5 protein-coding genes are annotated in these 8,230 nt (G+C 67.3%); 4 read left to right on the forward strand and 1 reads right to left on the reverse strand.

Annotated features, from left to right (window positions below):
• Positions 1 to 1,555 precede the first annotated feature (1,555 nt).
• Entirely contained in the window at positions 1,556 to 3,169 is a 1,614-nt protein-coding gene (locus tag ACYCAX_RS17105; RefSeq protein WP_294974389.1) for a response regulator, read from the reverse strand.
• A 288-nt stretch (positions 3,170 to 3,457) separates the two neighbouring features.
• Here ACYCAX_RS17105 and ACYCAX_RS17110 point away from each other — a divergent pair, with 288 nt between their 5' ends.
• The 4 genes from ACYCAX_RS17110 (at position 3,458) to speA (ending at position 8,072) form a co-directional block, all read left to right on the forward strand.
• A complete protein-coding gene (locus ACYCAX_RS17110; protein ID WP_294974386.1) occupies positions 3,458 to 4,522 on the forward strand; it encodes a DUF2333 family protein in 1,065 nt (354 codons plus the stop codon).
• On the forward strand, positions 4,522 to 5,064 hold the full coding sequence (locus ACYCAX_RS17115) for an NUDIX hydrolase (protein WP_294974383.1): 543 nt from the start codon (positions 4,522 to 4,524) through the stop codon (positions 5,062 to 5,064). Before ACYCAX_RS17110 ends, ACYCAX_RS17115 begins: the two co-directional genes overlap by 1 nt.
• 450 nt (positions 5,065 to 5,514) lie before the next feature.
• Positions 5,515 to 5,886, forward strand: coding sequence for a translation initiation factor Sui1 (locus ACYCAX_RS17120; RefSeq protein ID WP_015479046.1), 372 nt, complete (start codon positions 5,515 to 5,517; stop codon positions 5,884 to 5,886).
• A 272-nt stretch (positions 5,887 to 6,158) separates the two neighbouring features.
• Complete coding sequence (gene speA, locus ACYCAX_RS17125) at positions 6,159 to 8,072, forward strand: arginine decarboxylase (RefSeq protein WP_294974378.1); 1,914 nt, start codon at positions 6,159 to 6,161, stop codon at positions 8,070 to 8,072.
• Positions 8,073 to 8,230: the final 158 nt, after the last annotated feature.

Raw genomic sequence — 8,230 nt, forward strand, 5'->3', positions numbered from 1 at the left:
CCAGGTTCTCGATGGCCTGGGCGTTGTTCTGCACTTCATCGACCAGCGCGCGCATGCCGCTGAGGCTGTTGCCGATCACCCGCTGCCCCTGCTCGACCGCCACGCCGGCGGCCTGGCTGGCCGAGGCCGCCTGGCTGGCGTCGCCGGCCACCTGCCGGATCGCCGCTTCCATGTTGCCCAGCGCATCGCGGATTTCCCCGGTGTCGCTGGCCTGGCGCTCGGCACCGGCGTGCAGGCCGCCGCTGAGTTCGGCCAGGGCGCGGCTGCTGCCGGCCACTTCCTCGGCGCGCTGGTGGATGGTGCCGACCAGGGTGCCGAGGAAGTCGCGCAGGCGGTTCAGCGATTCCTGCAGTTCCACCAGGTCGCGGGTACGGGTGGCCAGGGCGATGGGTTGGTTGAAATCACCCCGGGCCCAGGTCGAGAGCGCCGGCACCAACTGGCCGAGCACGCGCGCCAGGCGGCGCTGCAGGGTGTCGATGAGCAGCGCGGTGGCGAGGATCAGGGCGATCAGCGCGCCCTGGATGACGCGCACCTGCGCCTGGATCTTCGAGCGCTCCTCGCGGACCTGCGGCTCCAGGGTCGCCAGGGCCTGCTGCACGGCGCCCAGGCGCTGGGCGGTGGCGTTGGCCAGCTCCTGGCGCTGGGCGATCAACTGGCGGGTGCGGTTCAGTTCGTCGGGGTAGCGGCGCAGCACGCTGGCGAGATCGCGCCTCAAGGTGACGCCACGGTCCTCGCTCTGCGCCTCGGCGGCCGGCTGGGATTCCAGGCCCATCATCGCGGCGAAGTCGTCGGAGGCTGAGGCCTGTTGTTCGAGGACGCCGAGCAGGGGCAGGGCGTCGATGCGTTCTGCCAGTTGGCGCAGGCTCTCCAGCTCGCGCTGGGTGTCCTCGGCCAGTGCCGGGTTGCCGCTTTCCACCAGCTTGGCGCGGGCGTGGGCCAGGCGGGTCAGGTGCAGGCTGGCCTGCAGCAGCGGGGTGCGGTATTCGGCGGCGGCGGGGTGCTGGCTGGCGTCGGCATAGGCGCCGAGCTGGTCCAGCGCGGCCAGCAGGTCGCGTTCGGCCTGCAGCAGCAGACCCTGTGGGTCGCCGGCCAGCTTGCCGGCGGCGAGCAACTGGTTGCCGCTGAACTGGCGCAACTCGTCGAGGCGCTGGCCGAGCAACTGGCTGAGGCTGTCCGGCAACTGCGGCAGTCCCAGGGCCAGTTCGTCCAGCGCCTGCTGGGCGGCCTTCTGTTTCAGCGCGTCGCCGTTGGCGAGGTAGGCCTGGATGTTCTGCGCCACCTGATGCTCGAAGCCCTGGGAGAGCCCCAGGTAGCGGTCCATCAGGGTGAAGGGACGCTCCAGCGCGCGCTGCGACCACCACAGGGTGGCGCCCAGCGCGAGGCACACGAGCAGGAGCAGGAAGGTGTTGAGGTTGGTGAGCAGCTTGAGGCGCATGGCAGGTCTCGACCGACAGCGGAAAACGGCGAGCCTGACCCTATTGCAGTTTGGTTACTGGCTGATGACAGAGTGCCATTAGTTCGTCGGGGCACGGCGCGGCAGAGCACCGCGCGCGGATCAGCCGAACACTTCCACCCGGTTGCGACCGCCGTGCTTGGCGCGGTACAGCGCCTCGTCGGCCTGCTTGGCCAGGGTCTTGATGTCCATGTCCTCGTCCAGTTCGGCGATGCCGCAGCTGAAGGTGCAGGTCAGGTCGCCGGGTTGCGCAGGGTAGTGGATGTCGGCGAAGCGCTGGCGGATTTCCTCCAGCACCCGGCGCGCCGAGGCGGCGTCGGTGTCGGGCAGCACTACGGCGAACTCCTCGCCGCCGTAGCGGCCGATGTGGTCGGTCTTGCGCAGGCGCTGCTTGAGGAACAGCGCCAGGCTCTTGATCACCCGGTCGCCCATCGGATGGCCGAAGGTGTCGTTGACCTTCTTGAAGTGGTCGATGTCGAGCATCGCGAAGGTCAGCGGCCGGCCCTCGCGGCGCGCACGGAAGCGGGCGTCGTCGAGCAGTTGCAGGGTATGGGTGTGGTTGTACAGGCCGGTGAGGCTGTCGCGCACCATCCGCGCCTTCAGGCTGCGCGCGCGGGCGGCGCGGTTGCGCACGGTGGCGATCAGGTGGCGCGGCTTGATCGGCTTGGTGAGGAAGTCGTCGCCGCCCTCGCTCATGGCGTCGAGCTGCTTGTCCAGGTCGTCCTCGGCAGACAGGTAGATGATCGGCACACTGACGTAGCGCTCGTGCTGGCGGATCACCTTGGCCAGCTCGGTGCCCAGGCACTCGGGCATGTACATGTCGAGGATGATCAGGTCCGGCTGGAATTCGGCCAGCTCGGCCATCACCGACAGCGGCGCGGTCAGCGCGCGGGTGACGACGCCGGCGTTGTTGAGGACTCGCTCGGTGTGCGCGGCCTGGGCCCGCGAGTCGTCGACGATCAGCACGCGGAAGGGTTCGTAGTGCGCGACGCGGGTCAGGGTTTCGATCTTCTCCAGCAGGGCGGAGGCGTCCAGCGCGCCGCTGAAGAAATCCTGGCCGCCGGCGCGGGCGGCGGCCAGGCGGGTCGGGGTGTCGGTGTCCTCGTGGCTGAAGAACAGCACCGGCAGTTTCTGCCTGAGCCCGGCCTGGGCCTCGCCGGCCAGGGTCAGACCCTGGCCGGGGCCGGCGAAATCGATTTCCATCACGATGGCTGCCGGGTGGCGCTCGGCCATGCTGGCTCGGAAGACGCTGGCGTTCGAGCAGAGCTGCGCGGCCATGCCGAAGAACTCCAGTTGCTGGGCCAGGCGCTCGGCGCGCTCCTGGTCCTGCAGGGCCAGGTAGACCGGCTTGCGCAGCGGCGGCAGGCTGGTCTGCTCGAACTGGTCGCCGTGGCGCAGGCCGGTGCGCGACAGGCGCTGCATCAGGTGGTTGAGCTCGGTGATCAGCTCGCTGGAGAGGCGTCCGCGGTTGTCCTGCACGGCGCGCAGGCACTGGTCGATGGCCCTGCCCAGGTCGGCGTGCTCGGCCTGCTCGAAGCGTTCGGCATAACGTTGCAGGCGCAGGCAGGCTTCGGCCAGTTCGGCCATCCCGGCGCTGCTCCACTCCGAACGCGACAGGCGTTGCCAGACTTCCAGCAGATGCCGGGCCTGGTGGATCACCCGCTGGGCGAAGTGATGCTTGAGGCGGTCGAGAGGGGGATCGTCGAGCTCGTTCATGGCGTGCTTCTTTATCGGGGCCGTACGCTGGGCATGCGGGGCGGAGCGTGTCCGCCGTGATACACGATGATGGCTCTATGCTATCAACTCTGAATGACAATACCAGTGCCTTCGGTCAAGCGACGTGCGCTTTGTAATTCGCGGCGTTACCGCGCACCATGCGCAGGGTGGGCTGCGCTGAGCCGCCGGGTGCGGCATGCTTGTGCGGCAGGATCGTTTCGCCAGGGCACGCCCGGGGCGGAATCGGGTCCAACCCCTCTTCGTTTTCGTGATGCTAAGGACTTTGCCATGTGGAACTGGAAGAAACGCGGCTCCGTGCGTGATCGCGTCGATGACTCGGTGGACGACGTGCGCGCCTACTTCGGCGGGCCCTGGCTGAGCCGAGTGCTCGGCGGTCTGCTGGGCGTCTACCTGCTGGTCTGCGGTGTGGTCGGCTGGTACTGGAGCCAGGAGCCTGATCTCTTCCCCGTGCAGCAGAACGCCCAGGCCGCGGCCGAGCGTTCCGGCCGTCAGATGGTGATCGGCTACACCACGGTGGAAACCCTCAAGGAAGTGGTCGCCACGCTGCTGGACAAGTCGGGCGGCTATCTCTCCAACGACATCTTCCCGCCGGGCCTGTGGCTGGACAACATGCCCAGCTGGGAATACGGCGCCCTGGTCCAGGTGCGCGACCTGTCCCGCGCGCTACGCAAGGACTTCGCCCGCTCCCAGTCGCAGTCCACCGAGGACGCGGACCTGGCCCGTGCCGAGCCGCGCTTCAACTTCGACAACAAGAGCTGGGCGCTGCCGTCTTCCGAGTCGGAGTACGGCGAAGGCATCAAGTCGCTGGACCGCTACCTGGCGCGTCTGTCCGCCGACCCCGCGGGCGCGCAGTTCTATCCCCGCGCCGACAGCCTGAACAACTGGCTGGGTGACGTCTCCACCCGCCTGGGCTCGCTGTCCCAGCGTCTCTCGGCCAGCGTCGGCCGGGTGAAGCTCAACACCAACATCAAGCCCACCGCGCCGGTGGTGCCGGGCGAGGCGCCGCAGGTCGAGGAAGAGCTGCAGGAAACCCCCTGGCTGCAGATCGACAACGTATTCTACGAAGCCCGTGGCCAGGCCTGGGCGCTGTCGCACATCCTGCGTGCCATCGAGGTGGACTTCGCCGACGTGCTGGCGAAGAAGAACGCCACCGTCAGCGTGCGCCAGATCATCCGCGAGCTGGAGGCCGCCCAGGCGCCGCTGTGGAGCCCGATGGTGCTCAATGGCAGCGGCTTCGGCGTGCTGGCCAACCACTCGCTGGTGATGGCCAACTACATCTCCCGCGCCAACGCCGCGATCATCGACCTGCGCCAATTGCTGGCCCAGGGCTGATGATGGACGGGATCAGCGACAAGGAAGCCGCCCACCGGGCGGCTTCGGATGCCGAGCTGGTCGCCTGGGTCAACCGGAACGACGAACCCAGGGGCAGCCTGCCGCGCGCGGAGCTGCGCGAGCGCGGGCTGATCGGCCGGGGCACCTTCATCCTGCTGTTCAATACGGTCGGCGAGCTGTGCGTACACCGAAGGACGCTGAGCAAGGCGATCTACCCCGGCTATTGGGATCCGGCCGCCGGCGGCATGGTGCTGGCGGATGAAACCTATGCCGAATCCGCCGCCCGTGAGTTGGAAGAGGAGCTGGGTATCGCCGGCGTCGAGTTGCGCGAGCATGGTTCGTTCTTCTTCGACCAGCCGGACAACCGCCTCTGGTGCGCGGTGTTCTCCGCCGTTTCCGACGCGCCGCTGAAGTTGCAGCCCGAAGAAGTCATGGAAGCGCGCTTCATCGATCCGCACCAGGTGCTGGCCGAGGCCAGGGCGGGCACGCCGTACTGCCCGGATTCGCTGGCGGCGTTGCGCAAGTACCTGGTGAGTTTCTGACGCATTGATCCGCTGCGGACTGCTCTTCGTAGGAGCGAGCTTGCTCGCGAATGGCCCCGCAGCGAGGTCGGTTCGCGAGCAAGCTCGCTCCTACAGGTTCCCCGCCGCCGGCCCATGTCGCCAAACCGCCGATCAATGACGCATTTTCGCTCTTAGCATTTGCCTTCAATGCTGCTAAATTGCGCGACCTTTCCGGCCGGGTCCTCCGCCGGGAATTGCGCAGCCCCTGCCTGAGTGGGGCGTCGCGGTCGGCGCCAGCCGGCCATTCGTTGACCTGGCCGGCAAGACCGGTTCAGGGGTGGCGAGCTAGAGCGGTACAAGGCGGAAAGCGCCGAGGGAGCGGAGTTTACGACAGTAAATGAGCATCCCGAGACGGTTTCCAACGCAGTACCGCCGACGCGCAGCCAACCATGAACAGTGTCTTAGAGGCCAATCCTGGGGATAAGCCCGGTGGTCAAGAAAGCATCCTCCCTGTCCGCCTTGGGCGGGCTCGTCTACTCCACTGATTCCGGCCGGCATTGCCCGGACTGCAATCAGCCCATTGGCGCGTGCATCTGCAAGCAGGCCGAGATTCCGGCCGGCGATGGCATCGCTCGCGTGCGTCGGGAAACCAAGGGCCGCGGTGGCAAGACCGTGACCACGGTGACCGGCGTGCCGCTGGCGGCCGATGCGCTGAAGGACCTGGCCACCGCGCTGAAGAAGCGTTGCGGCACGGGTGGGGCACTCAAGGACGGCATCATCGAGATCCAGGGCGACCACGTCGACCTGCTGCTCGAAGAGCTGACCAAGCGCGGCCTCAAGGCGAAGAAATCCGGCGGCTGAGTCACTCGGCCAACAAGCTGCTCCCCTGTCGAGAGCGGGTTCCAGGCGATGCGCGTCGAGCGCATCGCCGGCAAGCCCTTTCCCTAGATGGGAGATTTATCGGCGCGCCCTGGGCGTGTCGTCGGATTTTCCTAAACTTACCGCCAAGCCCGGCGGTCAACACGGCAACGTCACGAGGCCCGGCTAGGTTTACTCCACCAGGCCTTGACGACTCACCCGCACGCCGGGCGGGCGCCTGCACACATTCGCGCAATTTGAGGAGACCACCCCGCATGGCCGCTAGACGGACCCGCAAAGACGACGGCAGCAACTGGACCGTGGCAGACAGCCGCAGCATCTACGGAATTCGCCACTGGGGCGCTGGCTACTACGCCATCAACGACGCCGGTAACGTGGAAGTTCGCCCGCAGGGCGCCGATGCCCAGCCGATCGATCTGCACGGGCTGGTCGAGCAGCTGCGCGAGGCGGGCCTGTCGCTGCCGCTGCTGGTGCGCTTCCCGGACATCCTCCAGGACCGCGTGCGCAAGCTCACCGGCGCCTTCGACGCCAATATCGCGCGTCTCGAATACGGCAGCCGCTACACCGCGCTGTACCCGATCAAGGTGAACCAGCAGGAAGCGGTGGTGGAAAGCATCATCGCCACGCAGAACGTCTCCATCGGCCTGGAAGCCGGCTCCAAGCCCGAACTGATGGCGGTGCTGGCGCTGGCGCCCAAGGGCGGCACCATCGTCTGCAACGGCTACAAGGACCGCGAGTTCATCAAGCTGGCGCTGATGGGGCAGAAGCTCGGCCACAACGTGTTCATCGTGATCGAGAAGGAATCCGAGGTGCAACTGGTGATCGAGGAGGCCGCCAACGTGGGCGTGCTGCCCCAGGTCGGCCTGCGCGTGCGGCTGTCCTCGCTGGCTTCTTCCAAGTGGGCGGACACCGGTGGCGAGAAGGCCAAGTTCGGCCTGTCCGCCGCGCAGCTGCTGTCGGTGGTCGACCGTTTCCGCGCCGCTGGCCTGGACCAGGGCGTGCGCCTGCTGCACTTCCACATGGGGTCGCAGATCGCGAATCTTGCCGACTACCAGCACGGCTTCAAGGAAGCCATCCGCTACTACGGCGAACTGCGCGCCCTCGGCCTGCCGGTGGACCACGTGGACGTCGGCGGCGGCCTGGGCGTTGACTACGACGGCACCCACTCGCGCAACGCCAGCTCGATCAACTACGACATCGACGACTACGCCGGTGTCGTGGTGGGCATGCTCAAGGAGTTCTGCGACGCGCAGGGCCTGCCGCACCCGCACATCTTCTCCGAGAGCGGCCGCGCGCTGACCGCGCACCACGCGGTGCTGATCACCCAGGTCACCGACGTCGAGCGCCACAACGACGAAGTGCCGAAGATCACCGACCTCGCCGAACAGCCGGAGATCGTCCAGTGGCTGGCCGACCTGCTCGGCCCGACCGACGCCGAGATGGTCACCGAGACCTACTGGCGCGCCACCCACTACATGAGCGACGCCGCCGCGCAGTACGCCGAGGGCAAGATCAGCCTGGCGCAGAAGGCCCTGGCCGAGCAGTGCTACTTCGCTATCTGCCGTCGCCTGCACAACCAGCTCAAGGCGCACCAGCGTTCGCACCGCCAGGTGCTCGACGAGCTCAACGACAAGCTGGCCGACAAATACATCTGCAACTTCTCGGTGTTCCAGAGCCTGCCCGACACCTGGGCCATCGGCCAGGTGCTGCCGATCCTGCCGATCCATCGCTTGGGCGAGGAGCCGAGCCGCCGCGCGGTGCTGCAGGACCTGACCTGCGACTCCGACGGCAAGATCACCCAGTACGTCGACGAGCAGAGCATCGAGACCAGCATGCCGGTGCACGATGTGAAGGAAGGCGAGGACTACCTGATCGGCACCTTCCTGGTCGGCGCCTACCAGGAAATCCTCGGCGACATGCACAACCTGTTCGGCGACACCGACTCGGTGAACGTCTACCAGAACGCCGACGGCAGCTTCTACCACGCCGGCATCGAGACCCACGACACCATCGAGGACATGCTGCGCTACGTGCACCTGTCGCCCGAGGAACTGATGACCCACTACCGCGACAAGGTCGCCGGGGCCAAGCTCACCGCGCGCGAGCGTACCCAGTTCCTCGACGCGCTGCGCCTGGGGCTGACCCGCTCGGCTTACCTGTCGTCCTGATGGATCGCCGGTTCGCGTAAGCAAAAGCCCCGCCTCGGCGGGGCTTTTTGCTCTTCGTAGGACCGAGGGGGGCGCCTAGCCCTTGCTCGCGAACAGCTTCCGCAGCGGAGCCTGGTTCGCGAGCAAGCTCGCTTGTATGGCGTAGGGTAGGAGCCTGT

The organism is Pseudomonas sp. MT3 (assembly GCF_054720805.1).

Coding starts and splice junctions, on each gene's coding strand:
- ACYCAX_RS17105 (WP_294974389.1), bottom strand. CDS start 3,169: ATGAACGAGCTCGACGATCCCCCTCTCGACCGCCTCAAGCATCACTTC.
- speA (WP_294974378.1), top strand. CDS start 6,159: ATGGCCGCTAGACGGACCCGCAAAGACGACGGCAGCAACTGGACCGTG.
- ACYCAX_RS17115 (WP_294974383.1), top strand. CDS start 4,522: ATGATGGACGGGATCAGCGACAAGGAAGCCGCCCACCGGGCGGCTTCG.
- ACYCAX_RS17110 (WP_294974386.1), top strand. CDS start 3,458: ATGTGGAACTGGAAGAAACGCGGCTCCGTGCGTGATCGCGTCGATGAC.